Source organism: Pseudomonas sp. DE0157, assembly GCF_007678615.1.
In the GTDB taxonomy this organism is placed as follows: domain Bacteria; phylum Pseudomonadota; class Gammaproteobacteria; order Pseudomonadales; family Pseudomonadaceae; genus Aquipseudomonas; species Aquipseudomonas parafulva_B.
This window is the reverse complement of the sequence record NZ_VEJN01000016.1, coordinates 33,139-54,405: the sequence shown is the minus strand read 5'-3', so window position 1 is coordinate 54,405 and position 21,267 is coordinate 33,139. Positions and strand designations below refer to the sequence as shown.

The window sequence follows — 21,267 nt, the reverse complement described above, 5'->3', positions numbered from 1 at the left end:
TTTGACGCCACTCCCCATGGTGGGTATAAACCGCCTCTTAATGACTTGTCAGGCGTTTCCCATGAGCTTCAGTCCTCTCATCCGCCAGCTGATCGACGGCTTGCGCATTCTGCCCGGCGTTGGCCAGAAAACGGCACAGCGCATGGCCCTGCAATTGCTGGAGCGTGACCGCAGCGGGGGGCTGCGGCTCGCCCAGGCGCTGACCCAGGCCATGGAAGGGGTAGGACATTGCCGTCAATGCCGCACCCTGACCGAACAGGACCTCTGCCCCCAGTGTGCCGACCCACGGCGTGACGACACGCAACTGTGCGTGGTCGAAGGCCCGACGGATGTCTATGCCGTCGAGCAGGCTGGCTATCGCGGGCGTTATTTCGTGCTCAAGGGGCATCTGTCGCCGCTCGACGGACTGGGCCCGGAGGCGATCGGCATTCCCCAGTTGATAGCGCGCATCCAGGAGCAGGGCACCTTCACCGAAGTCATTCTTGCCACCAACCCCACGGTGGAAGGTGAAGCCACGGCGCACTACATTGCCCAGTTGCTGGCTGAAAAGGGTCTGGTCGCCTCGCGTATCGCCCATGGCGTGCCCTTGGGCGGCGAGCTGGAGCTGGTGGACGGCGGCACGCTGGCCCATGCCTTTGCAGGGCGTCGTCCTATTTCGCTCTGAGGCAGCGATCGGGTTCGACTGGCAGTGCCGTGACATAGGGGCTCCAGCGGCGAAGTTGATCCTGAACCCCATCGCCGCCCATCCGTCCCCCCTCAGCGCTCGCTGAGGGAAAACTCGGTCAGGCAGAAGGTCGGTACGCCCGCCGCCTGCAAGCGGCGCGAGCCGTCCAGTTCGGGGAGGTCGATGATGGCTGCCGCCTCGAACACCTGCGCACCCGTACGGCGCACCAGGTTGGCGGCGGCCAGGAGCGTACCGCCGGTGGCGATCAGGTCGTCGAAGATCAGAACCGAGTCGCCCTCGCACAGGCTGTCGGCGTGCACTTCCAGGAAGGCTTCGCCGTACTCGGTCTGGTACCCCTCGCTGAGCACGTCAGCGGGCAACTTGCCTTGCTTGCGGAACAGGATCAGGGGTTTGTTCAGCTGGTGGGCGATGATCGAACCGATCAGAAAACCACGCGCGTCCATGGCGCCGATGTGGCTGAACTCGGCCTCGACATAGCGCTCGATGAACTGATCGGCTACATAGCGCAGCCCGCGCGGCGACTGGAACAGTGGGGTGATGTCGCGGAAGATCACGCCCGGCTTGGGGAAGTCCACTACCGGACGGATCAGGGCTTTGAGGTCGAAGGCGTCGCTGTGCATTGTTGCAGGTATCCTGGGAAAACGAATGGCCCAGTATACCTGCTAATGCAGCCCTCAGGCCTCCATTGCCCCACCGGCCAGCGCGCAAAGCTGGATCGGGTCGAGGATATGCACTTCCTTGCCTTCGGCGCGCAGCAGGCCATTGTGCTGGAAGCGGGTGAACACGCGCGACACGGTTTCCACCGCCAGACCCAGGTAGTTGCCCATCTCGTTGCGCGACATGCTCAGGCGGAACTGGTTGGCCGAATAACCACGGGCGCGAAAGCGCGCCGACAGGTTGACCAGGAACGTCGCGATGCGCTCATCGGCGGTCTTCTTCGACAGCAGCAGCATCATCTGCTGATCGTCGCGAATTTCGCGGCTCATCACGCGCATCAGCTGGCGACGCAGCTGCGGCAACTGCACCGACAGCTCATCCAGGCGCTCGAACGGAATCTCGCAAACGGATGTGGTTTCCTGGGCCTGGGCCGACACCGGGTACGCCTCGGTGTCCATGCCGGACAGGCCCACCAGCTCGCTGGGCAGGTGGAAACCGGTGATCTGCTCTTCACCGCTGTCGCTCAGGCTGAACGTTTTCAGGGCGCCGGAGCGTACGGCATAGACCGAGCCAAAATTATCCCCCTGGCGGAACAGGAACTCGCCTTTCTTGAGAGGGCGACCTCGCTTGACGATTTCGTCCAGTGCGTCCATGTCTTCCAGGTTGAGTGAAAGGGGCAGGCACAGGGGGGCCAGGCTGCAATCCTTGCAATGGGCCTGGCTGTGTGGGCGCAGTTTGACTGGCTCGGACATTTGACTCGATCCTTGTGGGAAAGCACACATAAGTCGTAAGGGTAACCCACGACATAGGGTGTAGGCCAGTGGCCGCGACCAGCAGGATGACCTGTCAGACCGGCCAGCGCATTGCCCGATCGCCTGTGTGCCAAGGGCCACATGGCCGGAGCGTGGTGAGTGCGGCCAAATGTCTCGCTCAGATCACACGGGAGAACCGTTGGCGATTGTGCATGGCCAGGTAGGCATCGAAGACCATGCACACCGCGCGGGCCAGCAGTCGCCCAGCCGGCAGGATCCGAATGCCCTTGTCGTCCAGGCGAATCAGGCCGTCGCGCTGCAAGGTCAGAAGCTCCGGCCACAGGTCGTTGAAATAGCCACGAAAATCGACGGCGAATGCTTGTTCGATCGGCTCGAAGTCCAGCTCGAAGTGGCAGATCAGCTGCTGGATGACCGCCCGGCGCAGGCGGTCGTCGGGGGTGCACAGCAGGCCACGCTGGGTGGCGAGCTGGGCGTTGGACAGGCTGTCCTGGTAGGTGGCCAGGTCGCTGCTGTTCTGGCAGTACAAATCGCCGATCTGGCTGATCGCCGACACGCCCAGGCCGATCAGGTCGCAGTGCCCATGGGTGGTGTAGCCCTGGAAGTTACGCTGGAGCGTGCCTTCCTCCTGGGCGACGGCCAGTTCGTCATCGGGCAGGGCGAAGTGGTCCATGCCGATGTAGCGGTAGCCGGCAGCGGTCAGTTGCTCGATGGTGGCGTGCAGCATGTCCAGCTTGGCCGCTGCGCTGGGCAGCTCCCCGGCTTCGATGCGCCGTTGCGGCATGAACCGTTCAGGCAGGTGGGCGTAGTTGAAGACCGACAGGCGATCGGGCTGCAGGCGGATCACTTCCTCAACGGTGCGGGCGAACCCTTCGGGCGTCTGGCGCGGCAGTCCGTAGATCAGGTCCAGGTTCACCGAGCGGAACTGCAAGGTACGAGCCGCCTCGATCAAGGTCCGCGTCTGCTCCAGGCTCTGCAGGCGGTTGACGGCGCGTTGCACGGCCGGGTCCAGGTCCTGCACGCCGAGGCTGACGCGATTGAAGCCCAGCTCACGCAGCAGGCCCATGGTCGACCAGTCCGCCTCGCGCGGGTCGATTTCGATGCCATAGTCGCCGGAATCGTCATCGAGCAGGCTGAAGTGCTGGCGCAGCGTGGCCATCAGCTGACGCAGCTCTACGTGGCTCAGGAAGGTTGGGGTGCCGCCGCCAAAGTGCAGCTGCTCCACACGTTGCCTGCTGTCCATGTGGCAAGCCACCAGCTGGATCTCCTGTTCCAGGCGTTGCAGGTAGGGGGCAGCGCGTGCCCGGTCCTTGGTGATGACCTTGTTGCATGCGCAGTAGTAGCAGATGTTGGCGCAGAACGGCACATGCACGTACAGCGACAACGGGCGCACGGCCCGCCGGCTTTCGCGCAGGGCGTGCAGCAGGTCGAACGAGCCCACTTCGCTGTGCAGTTGCACGGCGGTTGGGTAGGAGGTGTAGCGTGGGCCGGCCAGATCGTAGCGGCGGATCAGGTCGGTGTCCCAACGTAGGTCGTCGAGCATGAGGGCGGTCCCCGGAAAGAGCAGCAATGTTCCGGAGTCTAGGGATGTCTGTAGGAATCTGTGTTGATTTGTATCAAGCGCTAAACGGCCTGAGGGCGCTGCGTCTAGCTCAGGCGATGCGCGGTCGTCACGGCTGGTTAGTGGCCATAAGCCATGTGCTGCGCCACCTGGCGCTTCAGTGGCCCATCAGCCAGTGTTGATGAGGCCCGGGCAGTGTCCACAGGCCGAATAGCACCACGAGCATGCCACCGGCCACCCGCACGCTGCGTCGTCTCAACACCCTGTTTACCCGCCCGGCCGCCAACCCGGTGACCAGCAGCACGGGCCAGGTCCCCAGCCCGAATGCCGCCATCAGGGCTGCGCTGTGCAAGGCGTTCCCCTGGCTCGCAGCCCACAACAAGGTGCTGTACACCAACCCGCACGGCAGCCACCCCCACAAGGCACCCAGCAGCAATGCACGAGACAGGCTAGAAACCGGAAGCAGGCGCGACGCCACCGGCTGGATGTGCCGCCACAGCCCGCGACCCATGGCCTCGATGCGGGTCAGTCCGCTCCACCAACCGGCCAGGTACAGGCCCATGGCGATCAGCAGCAAGGCGGCCATGGTGCGCAAAACCAGCACTGCAGGGCTGTTGGCCACCGCCCAGCCCGCCACACCGAGCATCAGGCCCGCGACGGTATAGCTGAGCACACGCCCGACGTTGTAAGCCACCAGCAGCCGCAGGCGACGGCCGCGCTGGGCTGGGGGAATGGCCAGGGTCAGGGCACCCATCAGGCCGCCGCACATGCCCAGGCAGTGACCCCCTCCGAGTAGGCCGAGAACCAGCGCCGAGCCCAGCAAGGGCAGCAGGTCAGCCACGCGTCGGGGGCCCGGGATGGGAATCAGGCGTTTGGTCGGGCGTGACGGCGGCCTGGTGACGGGGATCCTGATCGTCGAAGAGGATGCTGTGAGCGGGGCTTTCGAGGTCGTCGTACTGACCGCTGTCCACCGCCCAGAAGAAGATGTAGACGGCCACGCCGACCAGCAGCAGCGCTGCGGGGATCATCACATAGAGGGCGGGCATGGCAGGTTCCTCGCAGGGGTAGGTGCTGACGCGGCCAGGGCAGGCGCAGCAGCAGGCATACGGGTCAGGCGTAGGGCATTGAGCACCACCACCAGTGAACTGACCGACATGCCGACCGCTGCCCACACCGGGGTGATCCAGCCAAGGGCCGCGAACGGCAGCATGAGGCCATTGTACAGGCTGGCCCACAGCAGGTTCTCGATGATGATGCGCCGAGTGCGCCGCGCCAGCGAGACCGTCTGCACCAGCGCCTGGAGCCGGTTGGAAAGCAGCACCGCGTCGGCGCAGGTCTTGGCCAGGTCAGTGGCACTGCCCATGGCGATGCTGATGTCTGCCGCTGCCAGCACCGGCACGTCATTGACCCCGTCCCCCAGCATCAGCACCTTGTGCCCGGCCTGTTGCAGGGCCTTGAGCCGCGCCAGCTTGTCATCGGGCCTGAGGCCGCCAGCGGCCTCGTCGATGCCCAGTTGCGCGGCCACCTCGCCGACCATCGGCGAGCTGTCTCCGGACAACAGCACCGTACGCCAGCCAAACGCCTTGCAGGCGGCGAGCAGGGCAGGGGCATCCTCGCGCAGGCGATCGTCCAGCCCGAACCAGGCCAGCGGGCCGCGGCGGTCGCCCAGCAGCAGCCACTGCCCCCGTGGCTCGGGTATCGCCGGCGGCGGTGTGCCGCTCAAAGCGCAGACGAAGCTCGCCTGGCCTATGCGCAGGCGTTGGCATTCAACCTCGCCCTCAAGGCCCAGACCGGGCACGGCCAGCACACCATCGGCCGGCGTGGCCACCTGACCGAAGGCCCGTGCGATGGGATGCTCGGAGCGGTTTTCCAGGGCTGCGGCCCAGGCCAGGCAGGTGTCGGCCGTTGCACGGCCCAGCGGCCTGATGCTGCGCAAGGTCAGGCGCCCCTCGGTCAATGTGCCGGTCTTGTCGAAAATCACCGTGTCGATCTGGTTCAGGCCCTCCAGCACATGACCGCGTGTGACCAGCAGGCCCAGCTTGTGCAACGTGCCTGTCGCCGCCGTCAGCGCGGTCGGGGTGGCCAGCGACAGCGCGCAGGGGCAGGTCGCGACCAGCATGGCCAGGACGATCCAGAACGCCCGCTGCGGCTCCACTTGCCACCACCACACGCCAATCGCGACGGCCGCCAGCAGTGAACACAACAGGAACACCTGGGAGGCGCGGTCGGCGATCTGGGCCAGGCGCGGCTTTTCGGTCTGGGCGCGTTCCAGCAAGCGCACGATGGCGGACAACCGCGAATCCTGGCCCAGGGCTTGCACCTGCACATGCAGGGCACTTTCCACGTTCAGCGTCCCACCTGTGACCCGATCACCCACCTGGCGAGGTTGGGGCAGGTATTCGCCGGTCAGCAGCGATTCATCGACACTCGAGCGCCCTTGCACGATGCGCCCGTCAGCCGGGATCACCGACCCTGGCAACACCTGCACGCTGTCCCCGCAGCGCAGTTCACTGAGCAGGATGCGCTCGCTGCGGCCCTGTGCGTCGACACGCAGGCAGGATGCCGGCAACAGGTTGACCAGCTGCGCCGTCGCGGCGGCCGTACGTTCGCGGGCGCGCCGTTCCAGGTAGCGCCCGGTCAGGAGAAACAGGGCGAACATGCCGACCGTGTCGAAATACAGCTCGCCGCTGCCGGTCACCGCCGTCCAGATCCCGGCACCGAACGCCAGGGCAATAGCCAGCGAGACGGACAGGTCCATGGTCAGGTGGCGGGTGCGCAGATCACGCGCCGCGCCCTTGAAAAAGGGCGCGCAGCTGTAGAAAACGATGGGAATGGTGAGGAACAAGGCCACCCAGCGCAGGATGGTGTGCAGCTCGGCGGACAGGTCCATGTTGAATTCCGGCCACGTGGCCATGGTTGCCATCATCGCCTGGAACCACAGCAACCCGGCCACCCCCAGCCTGCGCAACGCGCTGCGGTTTTCCCGGCTCAATTGCTCGGCCGCCTGGTCCGGCTGATAGGGGTGGGCGACGTAGCCAATCCGGCGCAGCGCCGCCAGCACCTGCGACAGCGGCAATTGCCGATCGTCCCAGCTCAGCAGCAGCCGATGATTGGACAGGTTCAGGCGCGCTTCGGCCACCCCCGGCAGGTTGCGCAGGTGCTTGTCGATCAGCCAGCCGCAGGCCGCGCAACTGACGCCTTCGACCAACAGCGTGGCTTCGGCCAGCTCGCCCTCGTGCCGCACGAATCGCTGCTGCACATCGCTGCGGTCGTATAGCGCCAACTCGTCTTGCAACTGCCGAGGCAGGGCTTGCGGGTTGGCGCTGTTGTCGCTGCGGTGCTGGTAGTAGTGCTCAAGGCCCCCGGCCACGATCGACTCGGCCACCGCCTGGCAGCCGGGGCAGCAGAAGGCCCGGGGCTGCCCGAGAACCACGGCGGTGAACGCGCGACCGGCGGGGACGGGCAGTGCGCAGTGGTAGCAGGGGGTGGGTTGGGTCATCGCATCATTGCCTTGCACAGGTCGACCGCGAGCACGATCACAGGTGTTGAGCGCCTTGCAGCGCCTCGTCACCCAGCTCTAGGGTCACGCCATGCTCAACCTTCTCTTCTTCGAACAGGCGCCACACCTGATCGCCTTCGCTGCCCAGCAGCTCGACGAAGCGGCGGCCATCGACCTTGTCTTCCAGCTGGCCGACATAGCGCCCCTGTTCGACACGGCTGAGCAGCACCCGGCGGTCCATGGCCGGTTGGGTGGGGGAGATGAGGTTCAGCTCAAGCTTCTGCGGGTCGCTGCTGCCGGTCAGGCGCACGTCTACTTCACCGGTCAGGTCGTCCAGGTGAACGCTGGCCTTGAGCGCCAGTTGCTGGGCCAGCAGCTCCCTGTCCAGGGAGCGGTTGATGCCCTTGCCGGCCTCGTAGTAGTTGTCGTTCACCAGGTTGTCCGGGTTGCGCACGGCGATGCTGACCATGGTCAGGCTAAGGCACACCGAGGTGGTCAGGATGCCGATGATGATCCAGGGCCAGAGGTGCTTGTACCAGGGGCTGGCGGCGGTGGCAGGCATGGTGTTCATCCTTCTTAGCGAATCTGCGGGCCGATGAAACGGCTCTTGGCTTCAACCTGGGCGTCGCTGTCATCGGCGCTCTTGAGGATGAAGGTGATTTCGTTGGTGGTCGAGGGCAGTTTTTCCGGGGCCACCGACAGTTGCACGGGCAGGCTGACGATGTCGCCAGCGGCCACGCGGATTTCCCGTAAGCCATCAAGCATCAAGTCGGGCAGGCCGGTGGCATCGAGCACGTAGACGTGGTCGCGCTGGTCCTTGTTCATGACCTTGAGGCTATACACGTTTTCGATGCGCCCCTGCGCATTCTCCCGGTACAGGACGCGGTCCTTGCTCACGTCCAGGCCTACCAGCGAACGGGTGGCAAAGGCGCTGGCCAGGGCGATGATCATGACCAGCAGCACCACGGCATAGCCGATCAGGCGAGGGCGCAGCAGGTGGGTCTTCTGTCCGGACAGGTTGTGCTCGGTGGTATAGCTGATCAGCCCTTTGGGGTAGTGCATCTTGTCCATGATGCTGTCGCAGGCGTCGATGCACGCGGCGCAGCCGATGCACTCGATCTGCAGGCCATCGCGGATGTCGATGCCCGTGGGGCATACCTGCACGCACAGGGTGCAGTCGACGCAATCGCCCAGGCCCTTAGCCTTGTAGTCCACGTCTTTTTTGCGCGGCCCGCGGGTCTCGCCACGGCGCGGGTCGTAGGACACGATCAGCGTGTCCTTGTCGAACATCACGCTCTGGAAGCGCGCGTAGGGGCACATGTACACGCACACCTGCTCACGCAGCCAGCCGGCATTGCCATAGGTGGCCAGGGTGAAGAAACCGACCCAGAAGTAAGCCCAGCCGTCTGCCTGGCCCGTGAAGAACTCGACCACCAGTTCGCGGATGGGGGCGAAATAGCCGACGAAGGTCATGCCGGTGACGAAGCCGATCAGTAGCCACAGGCTGTGCTTGGCGAACTTGCGGGCGAACTTGTTGGCGCTCATGGGCGCTTTGTCCAGCTTCATTCGCTGGTTGCGATCACCTTCGGTGACCTTCTCGCACCACATGTAGATCCACGTCCACACGCTCTGCGGGCAGGTATAGCCGCACCAGACCCGGCCTGCGAACACGGTGATGAAGAACAGGCCGAAGGCCGCCACGATCAGAATGCCCGACAGCAGGATGAAGTCCTGGGGCCAGATGGTTGCGCCGAAAATGTAGAACTTGCGTTCCGGCAGGTTCCACCACACCGCCTGATGCCCGCCCCAGTTCAGCCAGACGGTACCGAAGTACAGCAAGAACAAGACCGCACCACCCACCATGCGCAGGCGTCTGAACAGGCCGGTGAAGGCACGGGTGTAGATTTTTTCGCGCGAGGCGTAGAGGTCAACGGAATCCTTTCCTGTGCTGGCAGGCGGGGTTACATCATGTACCGGAATATGCTTGCTCATCATCATGTCCCACGGCAGTGGAGAAATGCCGCGGCCAGTGCATGCCGGCCGCAGTCTCGCGCAATCTGCTAGGCCCTGTGTGAAAAGCCTTGATACTCGGTGATGCTGCGTTGAAAACAGCCTCGGAATGCTCATTTACAACCCGTAAACTCCGCTTCCTCGGCTGTTTTCGCCTTGCCTGACCTTCGTCTCAAGACTCTTCACACAGAGCCTAGCGCTGCGCGGCCATGATACGCCCCTGGCAGACGTTCAGACCGAGGTGCGACCTTTGGCCGCATTGGGTTGATCTTGTGAAACGTGATATGGGAAGTGTCAATTGATCCAGGTCAGGCGGTGACGCATTTGTTGCCCACCTGTTGAACAATCCGGTTGCGCAGAGGGTCAGCGCAACCGGGTCACGAACCCGGTTGCTGAGTTCACGCCTCGCCTGGCTGCCAGCTGCCCATCCAAAATCCCCTCACTCGCTTTTATCGCCTGCCTCTGGCGTGTGCGACAGGCTGTACACGTAAGCGGCCAGCAGATGCACCCGGTCGTTGCCCTGCAACTGCGCCTGCGCCGGCATCTGCCCCTGGCGGCCGTAGCGGATGGTCTGCTGCAACTGGGCAAAGCTCGACCCGTAGATGAACGCCTGCGGGTGCGTCAGGTTCGGTGCGCCCATGGCCGGGGTGCCCTTGCCCTCCGGCCCGTGGCAGGCCACGCAGCTGCTGGCGAAGATCGCCTTGCCCTTGGCTGGGTCGGCATTGATGCCCTCCGGCAGGCGGCGACCGTCCATGTTGGTGAGCACGAAGGCGGCCACATCGGCCACGCCCTGTTCGCCCAGCACCTCGGCCCACGCCGGCATGACCCCGTGGCGCCCGTTCATGATCGAGGCCTTGATGGTTTCCGGCTCGCCGCCCCAGCGCCAGTCATTGTCGGTCAGATTGGGAAAACCATAGGCACCCTTGGCATCGGAGCCGTGGCAGACCGAGCAGTTGGAGGCGAACAGGCGACCGCCCATCTTCAGGGCCTGCGGGTCCTTGGCCACCTCTTCGATGGGCATGGCTGCGAACTTGGCGAAGATCGGCCCGAACCGGGCGTCGGCCTTGGCCATTTCCTTCTCCCATTCGTGCACACCGCTCCAGCCGGCCTGACCGTCCGAGAACTCGGCCTGCTTGTCGTTATCCAGGTACGCATAGCCGGGCAGGATGCCTTTCCAGTTGCCCAGGCCCGGGTACAAGGCCAGGTAGCCCAGGGCGAAGAAGATAGTGCCGACGAACAGCCAGAACCACCACTTGGGCAGCGGGTTGTCGTACTCCTCGATGCCGTCGAACGCATGGCCTACGGTCTCGCTGGTGGTTTCCTCGCGCTGGCCCTTGCGGGTGGACAGCAGCAGCCAGGTCAGGGCGAAGATGGTGCCCAGGGTCAGAACGGTGACGTACACACTCCAGAACGTTGTCATGGTTTCTTGCTCCTGGATGCCTTTTCTTGTGCGTGCTCGACGTGTTGGCGGGCCTGGGGGTCATCGGCAAAGGGGAGTTGGGTCGCTTCGTCGAAATCTTTCTTGCGTCTCGGGCTGAACACCCACAGGGCCAGGCCGATGAAGGCCACCAGCACCACCACGGTGCCCAGGCCGCGAATCATTCCAATATCCATCGCCGTCACCGTTTGCTCTTGATGAGGGTGCCAAGGCCTTGCAGGTACGCCACCAGGGCGTCCATTTCGGTCTTGCCCTTGACCGCATCCCGGGCGCCGGCGATGTCGGCATCGGTGTAGGGCACCCCGAGCGTGCGCAGCACCTGGAGCTTGCGCGCCGTGTCCTTGCCATCGAGGGTGTTTTCCACCAGCCACGGGTAGGCCGGCATCTTCGACTCCGGCACCACGTTGCGCGGGTTGTACAGGTGGGCGCGGTGCCAGTCATCGGAGTAGCGCCCACCGACCCGGGCCAAGTCCGGGCCGGTGCGCTTCGAGCCCCACAGGAACGGGTGGTCCCAGACGCTTTCGCCGGCGACCGAGTAATGGCCGTAGCGCTCGGTTTCTGCCCGGAACGGGCGGATCATCTGTGAATGACAACCCACGCACCCTTCGCGGATGTAGATGTCCCGGCCTTCGAGCTCCAGTGCGGTGCGCGGCTTCATGCCTTCGACCGGCTGGTTGGTCACGTCCTGGAAGAACAAGGGGACGATCTGGGTGAGCCCGCCAATGCTGACGGCGATCACCATGAAGAAGGCCAGCAGGCCGATGTTCTTCTCTACGGCTTCGTGCTTCATCAGTGCGCTCCCACGACAGCGATCTTGGCGGCTTCTTCAGCCTGAATCGGGTTGGCCGCGCGCACGGTGCGCCACACGTTGTAGGCCATCAGCAGCATGCCGCTGGCGAAGAACGCGCCGCCCAGCGCGCGAACGATGTAGCCCGGATGGCTGGCCTGCAGGGCTTCGACGAACGAGTAGGTGAGGGTGCCGTCGTCGTTGATGGCGCGCCACATCAAGCCCTGGGTAATGCCATTGACCCACATCGAGGCGATGTACAACACGGTGCCGATGGTCGCCAGCCAGAAGTGAGCATTGATCAGGCCGATGCTGTGCATCTGCTCACGCCCGTACAGGCGCGGGATCATGTGGTACACGGCGCCGATGGAGATCATCGCTACCCAGCCCAAGGCCCCGGCATGCACATGGCCGATGGTCCAGTCGGTGTAGTGCGACAGCGAGTTCACGGTCTTGATGGCCATCATCGGGCCTTCGAAGGTGGACATGCCGTAGAAGGCCAGTGACACCACCAGAAAGCGCAGGATCGGGTCGGTGCGCAGTTTGTGCCAGGCTCCGGAGAGGGTCATCATGCCGTTGATCATGCCGCCCCAGCTTGGGGCCAGCAGGATAATCGACATCACCATGCCCAGCGACTGCGCCCAGTCCGGCAGGGCGGTGTAGTGCAAATGGTGCGGGCCTGCCCAGATGTACAGGGTGATCAGCGCCCAGAAATGCACGATGGACAGGCGGTACGAATAGATCGGCCGCTCGGCCTGCTTGGGTACGAAGTAGTACATCATGCCCAGAAAGCCCGTGGTCAGGAAGAAGCCGACGGCATTGTGGCCGTACCACCACTGGATCATGGCATCGGTCGCGCCCGAATAGGCCGAATACGACTTGAACAGGCTGACCGGCAACGAGATGTGGTTGACGATGTGCAGCATCGCGGTGACCACGATGAACGCCCCATAGAACCAGTTGCCGACATAGATGTGCTTGGTCTTGCGCTTGACGATGGTGCCGAAGAACACCGCGCCGTAGGCCACCCAGACAACGGTCAGCAGGATCGCCAGCGGCCATTCCAGTTCGGCGTATTCCTTGGTGGTGGTGTAGCCCATGGGCAGCGTGACCAAGGCCCCGGTGATCACGGCCTGCCAACCCCAGAAGGTGAAGGCCGCCAGGCGATCGGAGATCAGCCTGGCCTGGCAGGTGCGCTGCACCACGTAGTAGCTGGTGCCGAACAATGCACAACCGCCGAAGGCGAAGATCACCAGGTTGGTGTGCAGCGGGCGCAGGCGGCCGAAGCTGGTCCAGGGCAAGTCCAGGTTGAGCTGCGGCCACACGAGCTGCGAGGCGATGAAGACGCCCAGGCCCATGCCGATGATCCCCCACACCACCGTCATGATGGCGAACTGGCGGACGACCTTGTAGTTATAAGCAGTCGAACTGATTGCAGTGCTCATTCTAAGGTTCCACGGTTTTATGTTCTTGTTGGTCGAAATCGGCATCAGTATCGGAAACCCCCTGGGTTACCGCAACGCAACTTTGGTACGCCGACCCGTGTCCAGCCCTGTTCGACAGTGGCACGCAGTGAACGGGGGATGCCATGGATTGTACACAAATAAATATTTGTAATGTGTACCGTTTCTCGGTTTTTTCTGATCGAACGGTCAGGCTTTTTCGGGCGCCCCCAAAGTTGGCGACAGGGCACCGGGAGGGCGTGTCTTGAGTGAAGTGGGGTGTCGCAAACCGGCTGAGGTGCTAGAGGCGCACAAATGAAAAGCGCCGCTAAAGCGGCGCTGTAGGGCGGGGCTGGAAGACGAAGAGCGCGTTACTTGACCGTTACGCCTTGGGCTGCATCGCCCTGCGAGAGGCTGTAGACGTAGGCCGCCAGCAGGTGCACCTTGTCATTGCCCTGGATCTCGGCTTGCGCAGGCATCTGGCCCTGGCGACCATAACGAATGGTCTGTTGCAGCTGGGCGAAGCTCGATCCATAGATGAAGGCCTGCGGGTGGGTCAGGTCCGGCGCACCCATGGCAGGGGTGCCCTTGCCCTCAGGTCCGTGGCAGGCCACGCAGTTGCTCGCGAACAGCTCCTTGCCCTTGACCGGGTCGGCCTTGACGCCTTCGGGCAGCTTGCGCCCATCGAGGTTGGTCAGCACGAACGCTGCCACATCCGATACGCCCTGTTCACCGATCACCTCGGCCCAGGCCGGCATCACGCCGTGACGGCCGTTCATGATCGACGCCTTGATCGTTTCAGGCTCACCGCCCCAGCGCCAGTCGTTGTCGGTCAGGTTGGGAAAGCCATAGGCGCCCTTGGCATCGGACCCGTGGCAAACCGAGCAGTTGGAGGCGAACAGGCGGCTGCCCATCTTCAGTGCCTGCGGATCCTTGGCCACTTCTTCCACGGGCATGGCGGCGTACTTGGCGAAGATTGGGCCGAACTTGGCGTCAGCCTTGTCCATCTCCTTCTGCCATTCGTTGACACCGGTCCAGCCATCCTCGTAGCCCGGCAGGATGCCTTTCCAGTTGCCAAGGCCCGGATACAGCACAAGGTAGCCTGCGCTGAAGACCAGGGTGCCGACGAATAGCCAGAACCACCACTTGGGCAGCGGATTGTCGTATTCCTCGATGCCATCGAAGCTGTGCCCCATGGTCTGGTCGGTCGTGCTGTTGCTCTGGCCCTTGCGGGTGCCGAGCAACAGCCAGGTCAGGCCGATCAGGCTGCCGATGGTCAGTACGCTGATGTAGGTACTCCAGAAGGCGGTCATTGTGCTTTGCTCCTCGCAGCTGCACGGGTTTCAGGTGCCTGCTCGACAGAAGGCAGGCGGTCGTCGACGAAGGGCAGCAGGCGCGCTTCGGCGAAGTCCCGGTCGCGGCGCCGGTTGAATACCCACAGGCTCAAGCCGATGAAGGCGATCAACACCACCAGGGTGCCCAGGCCGCGGATCATGCCGATGTCCATTTCCATCGCATTCACCTCTTGTTCTTGATCGAGGTGCCCAGCACCTGCAGGTAGGCAACCAGGGCGTCCATCTCGGTCTTGTTCTTGACCGCCTCGCGCGCGCCGGCAATGTCTTCGTCGGTGTAGGGCACGCCCAGGGTGCGCAGCACGCGCATCTTGGTGTCGGTGTGGCTGTTGTCGACCTGGTCGGCCACCAGCCACGGATACGATGGCATCTTCGACTCCGGTACCACGTTGCGCGGGTTGTACAGGTGCGCCCGGTGCCAGTCGTCCGAATAGCGCCCGCCGACCCGCGCCAGGTCTGGCCCGGTGCGCTTGGAGCCCCACAGGAACGGGTGGTCCCATACGCTTTCACCGGCAACCGAATAATGACCGTAGCGCTCGGTCTCGGCGCGGAACGGGCGGATCATCTGCGAGTGGCAGCCCACGCAGCCTTCGCGAATGTAGATGTCACGGCCTTCGAGTTGCAGCGCGGTGTAGGGCTTCATCCCCTCGACCGGCGTATTGGCTACGTCCTGGAAGAACAACGGGACGATCTGGGTAAGGCCGCCGATGCTGACGGCGAAGACCATCAGCAAGGCCAGCAGGCCGACGTTTTTCTCGATGACTTCATGTTTCATCAGGCAGGTCTCCTCAAGCCAGCTGGGCGTTCGCAGGGACGGTATCCAGCGCTGGCGAACGCACCGTGCGCCAGGTGTTCCAGGCCATCAGGAACATGCCGCTGAGGAAGATCGCGCCACCGACGAAGCGCACGACGAAGCCTGGATGGCTGGCCACCAGGGTTTCGACGAACGAGTAGGTGAGCGTGCCGTCGCTGTTGACAGCGCGCCACATCAGGCCCTGGGCGATGCCGTTGACCCACATCGAAGCGATGTAGAGCACGGTGCCGATGGTGGCCAGCCAGAAGTGCGCGTTGATCAGCCCGATGCTGTACATGCGCTCTTTGCCGAAGACCTTGGGGATGGTGTGGTACAGGGCGCCGATGGAAATCATCGCTACCCAGCCCAGGGCGCCGGCATGCACGTGGCCGATGGTCCAGTCGGTATAGTGGGACAAGGCGTTGACAGTCTTGATGGCCATCATCGGGCCTTCGAAGGTGGACATGCCGTAGAAGGCCAGGGAAACCACCAGGAAGCGCAGGATGGGGTCGCTGCGCAGTTTGTGCCAGGCGCCGGACAGGGTCATCATGCCGTTGATCATGCCGCCCCAGCTTGGAGCCAGCAGCACCAGCGACATCACCATGCCCAGCGATTGAGCCCAATCAGGCAGGGCGGTGTAGTGCAGGTGGTGAGGGCCTGCCCAGATGTACAGGGTGATCAGCGCCCAGAAGTGCACGATCGACAGGCGATAGGAGTACACCGGGCGTTCGGCTTGTTTGGGCACGTAGTAGTACATCATGCCCAGGAAGCCTGCAGTCAGGAAGAAGCCCACGGCGTTGTGGCCGTACCACCACTGCACCATGGCATCGGTGGCCCCGGCGTAGACCGAGTAGGACTTGGTCAGGCTGACAGGCAGCTCCAGGTTGTTGACGATGTGCAGCATCGCCACGGTCAGGATGAAACCGCCGAAGAACCAGTTGCCCACATAGATGTGCTTGGTGTTGCGTTTCATCAGGGTGCCGAAGAACACCACGGCATACGCCACCCACACGATGGTGATCAGGATATCGATCGGCCATTCCAGTTCGGCGTATTCCTTGGAGCTGGTGTAACCCAGCGGCAGGCTGATGGCAGCCAGCAGAATCACCAGTTGCCAGCCCCAGAAGGTGAACGCGGCCAGGCGTGGCGCGAACAGGGTGGTCTGGCAGGTGCGTTGCACCGAATAATAGGAGGTGGCGAACAGCGCACAGCCGCCAAACGCGAAAATCACCGCATTGGTATGCAGTGGGCGCAGGCGGCCGAAGCTGGTCCAGGGGAGATCGAGGTTCAGGAAAGGCCAAGCAAGCTGGGCGGCGATGAAGACGCCGAGCCCCATCCCGACGATTCCCCACACCACCGTCATGATGGCGAATTGGCGGACCACCTTGTAGTTATAGGCGGTACTGCTGGTTGTGTTCATGTATGGGTTCCCATCCACGGTTATTGGCAGGCTATAGAGCGAGGCAAGCATGAGTAATGGGCAAAATGCCTGCATTGACGGGGATCAATGGGCCAAGGTCGGAAATGTCCCAGGCTTGCGCTGCACACCTGAACACGAGGTGTACGGTGAGCCGTATCGGACCTGCCTGATCCTGGCCCATGGCGCCGGAGCGCCGATGGACAGCGGGTTCATGGAGCAAATGGCGCAAAGGCTCGCGTCCCGTGGCGTAGCCGTGGTGCGCTTCGAGTTCCCGTACATGGCCCAGCGTCGGCAAGGCGGCAGCAAAAGGCCACCCAATCCGCAGCCTGCCTTGCTGCAATGCTGGCGCGAGGTGTACCAACAGGTGCGACCCTTGGTCGCGGGCAAATTGGCGATCGGCGGCAAGTCGATGGGCGGGCGCATGGCCAGCTTGGTGGCCGACGAGCTGGGAGCCGATGCACTGGTGTGCCTGGGCTATCCGTTCTATGCAGCAGGCAAGCCGGAAAAGCCACGGGTCGAACACCTGGCAGGGTTGCAGACCCCGACCTTGGTCGTACAGGGTGAGCGCGATGTCTTGGGCAATCGGGAGGCGGTCGAGCGGTACACCTTGTCACCTGCGATCGAGGTGCAGTGGCTGGCGACGGGCGATCATGACCTAAAGCCCCTGAAGGCTTCCGGGTTCAGTCATGAACAGCACCTGCAGGCAGCGGCCGACAAGGTGGCGCGATTTCTGAATGGGCAATGACGATGCGCGGTGAGCGGGCCCGCGTTCATCAAGGGTGGCGGCCGAGTGAAGGTACTCGGCCTGCGGCAGGCTTAGTCGCGGTACTCGCAGAGGTAGGCCGTTTCGACCTTGACTTGCAGCTGGAACTTACTGTCGGCCGGCACGTTGAACTGGGTACCAGCAGCGAAGGTTTCCCAGGCGTCGCTGCCTGGCAGCTTCACGATCAGCGCGCCCGAGACCACGTGCATGATTTCACGCTTGGCCGTGCCGAACTCGTATTCACCAGGGGCCATCACACCGACGGTGGCCGGGCCTTCTTCGCCAGTGAAAGCGATCGACTTGACGGTGCCGTTGAAGTACTCGTTGACCTTGAACATGGGCGACTCCAGTAACAGAAGAGGGCAAAAAGGCTGGCCAGTATGCCCAAGGCCACTAGCGCCGTCATCCGCTTTGAAAGGCGCCGCCCGTCAACCGTTAGGCAGGCTCAACGGCAGCAGGCGCGCAGTGTTGCGCGCGTCTTCCAAGGCCCGGTGCTGCTGGCCGCAAAAGTGCATGCCGGCCATGTGCAGGGCACTGTTGAGCCCGGTGGGACGCTGCAGGTGACGGGCCTTGGCAAAACGCTGCTTGAGGTTGATGTGCGGCAGAGCCCGCAGCGCGCTGTCCAGGCCATGTTGCCGCCATTCCTGGAGCAATTGCACACGGTCGTAGTCGCCCCAGCTCACCCAGGCCTGCAACTGCGCATGATGGTGCGCCAGCCACCGTTCGAAACTGGGCCAGACCTCGGTAAAAGGGGCGGCCGAGTCCACGTTCGCCTGGCTGATGTGGGTCAGCTCGCGGCAGAACGGCGTCAGCTGAGGCCGCCTGCGTGGCCGCACGAAACGCTGAAAATGGTCGACCTCGCGGCCTTCGCCAGTCACCAGGCTCGCGCCGATTTCAATCACTTCCATGTCTGCGACCGGCCATCCGCCGTCGTCTGTCGTCGCTTCCAGGTCGATCACCAACCAATGGCCCATGTCAGGCTCCCTTCCAAATCTTGCTTGAGCGTAGCCAAAGTCCTGCCACTCGACACCCCTGGCATTTTGCCGCCTGCTTTGGCATAAAGAGCGCGGCCCGGCGGTTGTGCCGGGTCCGGAAAGCGCCTAGCGTAAGCGGATTCCGTTCTTGCATGTGATGAGTGTTCGTTTTGACCCTAGCGCCCGGCCTCAAGGTCCTGTCCGCACTGTTTATTTCTGCCGCCTGCTGGCTGGCGCCGTCGGCACGGGCCGTGGAGCGGGTGGAGGTCAGGGTTGGGGCTGCTCATTTTCCGCCGTACACCGTGCGTCCCGAGCAAGGTGCGGGCACTGGCCTGCTGGCGCAGTTGATCGACGCGCTGAACCTGTCGCAACCCCGTTATCGCTTTGTGCTGGTGCCCACCTCGGTGCAACGACGCTTTGGCGACCTGCTGCAAGGCCGCACCGACATGGCGGTGTTCGAGAACCCGCAATGGGGTTGGGCGCAGGTGCCGCACGAGGCGGTGGACATGGGCCTTGAAGATGCCGAAGTGTTCGTGGGGCGTACCAGCAGCCTGGCCGACCCGCACTATGTGGATGACCTGCAGGGCAAGCGCCTGGCCATGTTCAACGGCTACCACTATGCCTTTGCAGGGTTCAATCCCGACCCCAGCTACCTGCGCAAAGCCTTCAACGCTACCTTGACCTACTCCCACGACAGCAACCTGCTGATGGTGCAGGCCGGTCGTGCCGACATCGCGCTGGTGACGCGCTCGTACCTCACCGACTTTCTGGCCCGTAACCCCTCCAGTCAGGGCCGGCTGGCGGCATCGGGGCGTATCGATCAGGTCTACCACCACTATGCCGTGCTGCGTGCAGGTGGGCCGTTGTCAGCCACTGCTTTCACCGGGTTGCTGCAGGCGCTGCGCGAGAAGGGCGAGCTGGCGCGCATTTTCGAACCCTATGGCATCACGGTCACTGCCGGGCGCCCGTAGCCCCGTCAACGGCAGCGGCTAAATCCGGGGGAGCTGGCATCGTCTTGCAGAGTGAGCCTTCCTTTCACGTCACCGAGTATCGCCCATGCCCTCAGATGCCGCCTTGCAGACAACCCACACGCCACGCTGGCGCAGCCTGAGCGCCGAGCAGCGCGACGGTTTGCTGTGCCTGTCGCTCGAAGCTCGACCCTTGATCACCTTGCGTGTGCACACCCACGGCACTCCAGTGGTGCAGGTGAAATACGTCTGCTCGCAGCGGCCCTACCAGGCGCTGTGGGCGGCGTGCTACTGGCTGTTGTCCCAGGACGCCACCTGCCAGACGTTGACCTGGCAGCTGCATGAAGTGCCCGCCCAGGCGTTGGCTTCTGGCTTGTTGGTGAGCAGCGAGCAACCGGGGCAGTACTTGTGCGAGCGGGCTTTATTCTGGCAGTTGCCTCAGCCGTGGCTGGGTGATGTGCAGGCCGCGGTGTACCCGCAACAGATGCGCATCACCGCTGGTAAACGACACCCGCTGCGAGCACCCAAGCCACGAGGCGAAGTGTACCGGCGCTTCGATACGCGGCTGGGCAGCTGGGTATCGCTGCGCACCCTGGACATCGAGCACGACCTTGAGCGCTTCAACCGCTGGCAGAACGAGCCGCGGGTAGAGGCGTTCTGGCAGGAAGGGGGGAGCCTGGCGCAGCACCGCGAGTACCTGGCCAAGCTCGAAGCGGACCCCCATACCCTCACGCTGATCGGCTGCTTCGATGATCAGCCGTTTGCCTACTTCGAGGCCTATTGGGCCAAGGAAGACCGCATCGCCCCGTTCTACCAGGCCGACGATTATGACCGAGGCATCCACATGCTGGTGGGCGAACAGCAGCACCGCGGCCCGCATAAGGTCGCCAGTTGGCTCTGCGCGCTGGTGCACTACCTGTTCCTGGACGACCCGCGCACCCAGCGCGTTGTCGCCGAGCCGCGTGCCGACAATGCGCGGATGATCGGCTACATGCAGGACCAGTGCTTTCACTGCGACAAGGAATTCGACTTCCCGCACAAGCGGGCTGCGCTGATGATTCTGGGGCGGGAGCGGTTTTTTGATCGTTGTGCTTTGATTTGAGTGTGGTACTGAAGGCGGTCAAACGACTACCTGGCCTCGCACTTGAAACCCGTGATTTTGCGGATGCGCCCCGGCAAGGCCGCTCCCTGGCATTTACCTATAATGCTCACATCTCTGGGGCTGCTGCGCAGCCCATCGCGGCACTAGGCCGCTCCTACCGTGATCGTGGTATGGCCGAAGTAGTGCGATTGCGGGAGCAACTGCCTTTGACCGCATCTGAGGGCCAGCGAACCCCCGTGTGGGAGCGGCCTAGCCGGAGCGCCGGACCGGCCGCGATGGGCCGCGCAGCGGCCCCGGCAATATCAGCCGCGGAGCTGAAATCCTGGGGCTGCTGCGCAGCTCATCGCGGCCGGTCCGGCGCCCCAGCAGTACCGCACCGAGTCATCCAATCACCTTCCCGCCGTTCCTACCGCGTCATCTTCCTGCAATGCACCATCGCATCGCGAATCATGAAGTTGACCAGGGTAGGGGAGACGCCCAGCTCCTTGGCGATGTCTTTCTGCGGTACCCCATGCAGGCGGTACATTTCGAACGCATAACGCGTGCGTGGCGGCAGCTCGTTCAGCGCGCGGGCGATGTCGTCCAGGGCCGCAAGGTTGATGTGGGTGGCTTCGGGCGAGGCGTTCTGCAGGACGACGTTCAGCCCTTCTTCCTCGCTGCCGGCGTATTTCAACTCCATCGCCTGCTTGCGGTAATGGTCGATGGCCAGATTGCGCACGATCTGGAACAGATAGCTCAGCTGCGCCTTGAACGAAGAGGTGATCTGCGGAGCGCTGCCGAGCCTGAAGAAGGCATCCTGCACCACATCTTCGGCCCGCGAGCGGCAGCCGGTGATGCGAGCGGCAATCTTGAGCAAGATGCTGCGGTTTTCTACGAAAGCTTGGAGCAGTGGTGAATCGCACTTACTTGTGGACAGTTGTTCCGCCATGGAAATCACCTGGATGCAAAGGGTAAAGAGCGCGTTGAGGTGTAGGACGCGTCCTAGGACGAGCGACAAGCTATTCAGAATGATAATGATTGTCAAATACGAAACTAAATTAGTATCT

The 21,267-nt window shown here is 63.4% G+C and carries 23 protein-coding genes; 4 read left to right on the top strand and 19 right to left on the bottom strand.

The features are described from left to right. Positions 1–61: 61 nt before the first annotated feature. Positions 62–664 (top strand): recombination mediator RecR, encoded by a 603-nt coding sequence (recR, locus tag FS777_RS17700; RefSeq protein ID WP_058638564.1) that lies wholly within the window; start codon positions 62–64, stop codon positions 662–664. A 92-nt stretch (positions 665–756) separates the two neighbouring features. Here the strand turns inward: recR and FS777_RS17695 are convergent, their stop codons facing one another. From FS777_RS17695 to ccoN (FS777_RS17615), 16 genes are all read right to left on the bottom strand, one after another. After that, positions 757–1,305, bottom strand: a complete 549-nt coding sequence (locus FS777_RS17695; protein WP_023535921.1) for an adenine phosphoribosyltransferase — start codon at positions 1,303–1,305, stop codon at positions 757–759. 54 nt (positions 1,306–1,359) lie between these two features. After that, on the bottom strand, positions 1,360–2,094 hold the full coding sequence (fnrA, locus tag FS777_RS17690) for a Crp/Fnr family transcriptional regulator FnrA (RefSeq protein ID WP_058604807.1): 735 nt from the start codon (positions 2,092–2,094) through the stop codon (positions 1,360–1,362). Positions 2,095–2,272: 178 nt separating this feature from the next. Then, positions 2,273–3,655 carry an oxygen-independent coproporphyrinogen III oxidase gene (gene hemN / locus FS777_RS17685; protein ID WP_058604808.1) on the bottom strand — a complete coding sequence of 461 codons (1,383 nt, stop codon included), beginning with the start codon at positions 3,653–3,655 and terminating at the stop codon, positions 2,273–2,275. A gap of 175 nt (positions 3,656–3,830) precedes the next feature. Beyond that, on the bottom strand, positions 3,831–4,514 hold the full coding sequence (locus tag FS777_RS17680; protein ID WP_145256717.1) for a sulfite exporter TauE/SafE family protein: 684 nt from the start codon (positions 4,512–4,514) through the stop codon (positions 3,831–3,833). Then, complete coding sequence (gene ccoS / locus FS777_RS17675) at positions 4,507–4,719, bottom strand: cbb3-type cytochrome oxidase assembly protein CcoS (protein ID WP_145256714.1); 213 nt, start codon at positions 4,717–4,719, stop codon at positions 4,507–4,509. Before ccoS ends, FS777_RS17680 begins: the two co-directional genes overlap by 8 nt. Further along, positions 4,701–7,172, bottom strand: a complete 2,472-nt coding sequence (locus tag FS777_RS17670; protein WP_058638566.1) for a heavy metal translocating P-type ATPase — start codon at positions 7,170–7,172, stop codon at positions 4,701–4,703. The genes ccoS and FS777_RS17670 overlap by 19 nt, the downstream gene beginning before the upstream one ends. Positions 7,173–7,209: 37 nt before the next feature. After that, on the bottom strand, positions 7,210–7,734 hold the full coding sequence (locus FS777_RS17665; RefSeq protein ID WP_058604812.1) for a FixH family protein: 525 nt from the start codon (positions 7,732–7,734) through the stop codon (positions 7,210–7,212). A gap of 14 nt (positions 7,735–7,748) precedes the next feature. Further along, the gene (gene ccoG / locus FS777_RS17660; RefSeq protein WP_058638576.1) at positions 7,749–9,164 is read right to left on the bottom strand and encodes a cytochrome c oxidase accessory protein CcoG; all 1,416 of its coding nucleotides are present in this window, start codon (positions 9,162–9,164) and stop codon (positions 7,749–7,751) included. A 457-nt stretch (positions 9,165–9,621) separates the two neighbouring features. After that, positions 9,622–10,602, bottom strand: a complete 981-nt coding sequence (gene ccoP / locus FS777_RS17655; protein WP_078478851.1) for a cytochrome-c oxidase, cbb3-type subunit III — start codon at positions 10,600–10,602, stop codon at positions 9,622–9,624. Then, entirely contained in the window at positions 10,599–10,796 is a 198-nt protein-coding gene (locus tag FS777_RS17650) for a CcoQ/FixQ family Cbb3-type cytochrome c oxidase assembly chaperone (RefSeq protein WP_058604841.1), read from the bottom strand. The genes ccoP (FS777_RS17655) and FS777_RS17650 overlap by 4 nt, the downstream gene beginning before the upstream one ends. A 5-nt stretch (positions 10,797–10,801) precedes the next feature. After that, positions 10,802–11,410, bottom strand: a complete 609-nt coding sequence (ccoO, locus tag FS777_RS17645; RefSeq protein ID WP_023535925.1) for a cytochrome-c oxidase, cbb3-type subunit II — start codon at positions 11,408–11,410, stop codon at positions 10,802–10,804. Beyond that, positions 11,410–12,852 carry a cytochrome-c oxidase, cbb3-type subunit I gene (gene ccoN, locus FS777_RS17640; protein WP_145256711.1) on the bottom strand — a complete coding sequence of 481 codons (1,443 nt, stop codon included), beginning with the start codon at positions 12,850–12,852 and terminating at the stop codon, positions 11,410–11,412. Before ccoN (FS777_RS17640) ends, ccoO (FS777_RS17645) begins: the two co-directional genes overlap by 1 nt. A 368-nt stretch (positions 12,853–13,220) precedes the next feature. Then, positions 13,221–14,162 (bottom strand): cytochrome-c oxidase, cbb3-type subunit III, encoded by a 942-nt coding sequence (gene ccoP / locus FS777_RS17630; RefSeq protein WP_058638570.1) that lies wholly within the window; start codon positions 14,160–14,162, stop codon positions 13,221–13,223. Continuing rightward, positions 14,159–14,362 (bottom strand): cbb3-type cytochrome c oxidase subunit 3, encoded by a 204-nt coding sequence (locus FS777_RS17625; RefSeq protein WP_058638571.1) that lies wholly within the window; start codon positions 14,360–14,362, stop codon positions 14,159–14,161. The genes ccoP (FS777_RS17630) and FS777_RS17625 overlap by 4 nt, the downstream gene beginning before the upstream one ends. Before the next feature lie 5 nt (positions 14,363–14,367). Then, on the bottom strand, positions 14,368–14,976 hold the full coding sequence (gene ccoO / locus FS777_RS17620; RefSeq protein ID WP_058604818.1) for a cytochrome-c oxidase, cbb3-type subunit II: 609 nt from the start codon (positions 14,974–14,976) through the stop codon (positions 14,368–14,370). Between the two features lie 13 nt (positions 14,977–14,989). Next, a complete protein-coding gene (ccoN, locus tag FS777_RS17615) occupies positions 14,990–16,414 on the bottom strand; it encodes a cytochrome-c oxidase, cbb3-type subunit I (protein WP_058604819.1) in 1,425 nt (474 codons plus the stop codon). 49 nt (positions 16,415–16,463) lie between these two features. On the opposite strand from ccoN (FS777_RS17615), the gene FS777_RS17610 reads away from it, so the two are divergent. Continuing rightward, positions 16,464–17,159 carry an alpha/beta fold hydrolase gene (locus tag FS777_RS17610; RefSeq protein WP_145256708.1) on the top strand — a complete coding sequence of 232 codons (696 nt, stop codon included), beginning with the start codon at positions 16,464–16,466 and terminating at the stop codon, positions 17,157–17,159. A gap of 71 nt (positions 17,160–17,230) precedes the next feature. Here the strand turns inward: FS777_RS17610 and FS777_RS17605 are convergent, their stop codons facing one another. Both FS777_RS17605 and FS777_RS17600 read right to left on the bottom strand, forming a co-directional pair. Continuing rightward, on the bottom strand, positions 17,231–17,515 hold the full coding sequence (locus tag FS777_RS17605; protein ID WP_058604821.1) for a pyrimidine/purine nucleoside phosphorylase: 285 nt from the start codon (positions 17,513–17,515) through the stop codon (positions 17,231–17,233). A 90-nt stretch (positions 17,516–17,605) separates the two neighbouring features. Further along, positions 17,606–18,151 carry an exonuclease domain-containing protein gene (locus FS777_RS17600; protein ID WP_058638573.1) on the bottom strand — a complete coding sequence of 182 codons (546 nt, stop codon included), beginning with the start codon at positions 18,149–18,151 and terminating at the stop codon, positions 17,606–17,608. 170 nt (positions 18,152–18,321) lie between these two features. On the opposite strand from FS777_RS17600, the gene FS777_RS17595 reads away from it, so the two are divergent. Both FS777_RS17595 and FS777_RS17590 read left to right on the top strand, forming a co-directional pair. Next, positions 18,322–19,122 (top strand): ABC transporter substrate-binding protein, encoded by an 801-nt coding sequence (locus FS777_RS17595; RefSeq protein WP_058638574.1) that lies wholly within the window; start codon positions 18,322–18,324, stop codon positions 19,120–19,122. 85 nt (positions 19,123–19,207) lie between these two features. Next, a complete protein-coding gene (locus FS777_RS17590; protein WP_145256705.1) occupies positions 19,208–20,221 on the top strand; it encodes a GNAT family N-acetyltransferase in 1,014 nt (337 codons plus the stop codon). 406 nt (positions 20,222–20,627) lie between these two features. Here the strand turns inward: FS777_RS17590 and FS777_RS17585 are convergent, their stop codons facing one another. Further along, complete coding sequence (locus FS777_RS17585) at positions 20,628–21,149, bottom strand: RNA polymerase factor sigma-70 (protein ID WP_145256702.1); 522 nt, start codon at positions 21,147–21,149, stop codon at positions 20,628–20,630. Positions 21,150–21,267: the final 118 nt, after the last annotated feature.

What these genes read in the sequence shown, in the direction of transcription:
- recR (WP_058638564.1), top strand. Translation starts at nt 62, where the DNA reads ATGAGCTTCAGTCCTCTCATCCGCCAGCTGATCGACGGCTTGCGCATT.
- FS777_RS17695 (WP_023535921.1), bottom strand. Translation starts at nt 1,305, where the DNA reads ATGCACAGCGACGCCTTCGACCTCAAAGCCCTGATCCGTCCGGTAGTG.
- fnrA (WP_058604807.1), bottom strand. Translation starts at nt 2,094, where the DNA reads ATGTCCGAGCCAGTCAAACTGCGCCCACACAGCCAGGCCCATTGCAAG.
- hemN (WP_058604808.1), bottom strand. Translation starts at nt 3,655, where the DNA reads ATGCTCGACGACCTACGTTGGGACACCGACCTGATCCGCCGCTACGAT.
- ccoS (WP_145256714.1), bottom strand. Translation starts at nt 4,719, where the DNA reads ATGCCCGCCCTCTATGTGATGATCCCCGCAGCGCTGCTGCTGGTCGGC.
- FS777_RS17670 (WP_058638566.1), bottom strand. Translation starts at nt 7,172, where the DNA reads ATGACCCAACCCACCCCCTGCTACCACTGCGCACTGCCCGTCCCCGCC.
- FS777_RS17665 (WP_058604812.1), bottom strand. Translation starts at nt 7,734, where the DNA reads ATGCCTGCCACCGCCGCCAGCCCCTGGTACAAGCACCTCTGGCCCTGG.
- ccoG (WP_058638576.1), bottom strand. Translation starts at nt 9,164, where the DNA reads ATGAGCAAGCATATTCCGGTACATGATGTAACCCCGCCTGCCAGCACA.
- ccoP (WP_078478851.1), bottom strand. Translation starts at nt 10,602, where the DNA reads ATGACAACGTTCTGGAGTGTGTACGTCACCGTTCTGACCCTGGGCACC.
- FS777_RS17650 (WP_058604841.1), bottom strand. Translation starts at nt 10,796, where the DNA reads ATGGATATTGGAATGATTCGCGGCCTGGGCACCGTGGTGGTGCTGGTG.
- ccoO (WP_023535925.1), bottom strand. Translation starts at nt 11,410, where the DNA reads ATGAAGCACGAAGCCGTAGAGAAGAACATCGGCCTGCTGGCCTTCTTC.
- ccoN (WP_145256711.1), bottom strand. Translation starts at nt 12,852, where the DNA reads ATGAGCACTGCAATCAGTTCGACTGCTTATAACTACAAGGTCGTCCGC.
- ccoP (WP_058638570.1), bottom strand. Translation starts at nt 14,162, where the DNA reads ATGACCGCCTTCTGGAGTACCTACATCAGCGTACTGACCATCGGCAGC.
- FS777_RS17625 (WP_058638571.1), bottom strand. Translation starts at nt 14,362, where the DNA reads ATGGAAATGGACATCGGCATGATCCGCGGCCTGGGCACCCTGGTGGTG.
- ccoO (WP_058604818.1), bottom strand. Translation starts at nt 14,976, where the DNA reads ATGAAACATGAAGTCATCGAGAAAAACGTCGGCCTGCTGGCCTTGCTG.
- ccoN (WP_058604819.1), bottom strand. Translation starts at nt 16,414, where the DNA reads ATGAACACAACCAGCAGTACCGCCTATAACTACAAGGTGGTCCGCCAA.
- FS777_RS17610 (WP_145256708.1), top strand. Translation starts at nt 16,464, where the DNA reads ATGAGTAATGGGCAAAATGCCTGCATTGACGGGGATCAATGGGCCAAG.
- FS777_RS17605 (WP_058604821.1), bottom strand. Translation starts at nt 17,515, where the DNA reads ATGTTCAAGGTCAACGAGTACTTCAACGGCACCGTCAAGTCGATCGCT.
- FS777_RS17600 (WP_058638573.1), bottom strand. Translation starts at nt 18,151, where the DNA reads ATGGGCCATTGGTTGGTGATCGACCTGGAAGCGACGACAGACGACGGC.
- FS777_RS17590 (WP_145256705.1), top strand. Translation starts at nt 19,208, where the DNA reads ATGCCCTCAGATGCCGCCTTGCAGACAACCCACACGCCACGCTGGCGC.
- FS777_RS17585 (WP_145256702.1), bottom strand. Translation starts at nt 21,149, where the DNA reads ATGGCGGAACAACTGTCCACAAGTAAGTGCGATTCACCACTGCTCCAA.